Consider the following 567-nt stretch of genomic DNA (forward strand, 5'->3'; position numbering starts at 1 on the left):
ATAAAACTATCGATGTTTTTAACTATGACAAGATGAAGCGCGAGTTTACCTACGTGGACGACATCGTAAAGGGCATAATTAAATGCATCGACAACCCAGCCAAGCCAAACCCAGCTTGGGACGCAAAGCACCCAGACCCTGCTACTTCAAAAGCGCCGTTTAAGGTATATAATATCGGTAACAACAGCCCAGTCGAGCTCATGGACTACATCAAGGCGGTTGAGATAAAGATCGGCCGCGAGATCAAGAAAAATTTCCTCCCACTTCAAGCAGGCGACGTGCCAGCGACATTTGCTGATGTGAGCGATTTGGTGGCTGACTTTGACTACAAGCCAAATACAAAGGTAAACGACGGTGTGGCTAAATTTGTCGAGTGGTACTGCGAGTTTTACGGAGTTAAGATTTAAGGAAAGCAGATGAGGCGATGTGATTGGTCAAAAGGTGCGCTTGATATAGCTTCCCACGATAACGAGTGGGGCAAATTATTTAAAGATGATAGCAACTTCTTCGACATGCTAGTTCTGGAGGGTTCTCAGGCGGGACTTTCGTGGCCTGCAGTGCTTCAAA

The 567-nt window shown here is 46.2% G+C and carries 1 protein-coding gene and 1 pseudogene; both read left to right on the forward strand.

The window, feature by feature from the left end:
- Positions 1 to 407, forward strand: a pseudogene (locus tag A3223_RS04260) (NAD-dependent epimerase); the annotation flags it as partial.
- A 9-nt stretch (positions 408 to 416) separates the two neighbouring features.
- Positions 417 to 567 (forward strand): DNA-3-methyladenine glycosylase I (locus tag A3223_RS04265; protein WP_180378698.1); only part of this gene is annotated, 151 nt, incomplete at its 3' end.

Source organism: Campylobacter concisus (assembly GCF_002092855.1).
Taxonomy (GTDB): Bacteria; Campylobacterota; Campylobacteria; order Campylobacterales; family Campylobacteraceae; genus Campylobacter_A; species Campylobacter_A concisus_AI.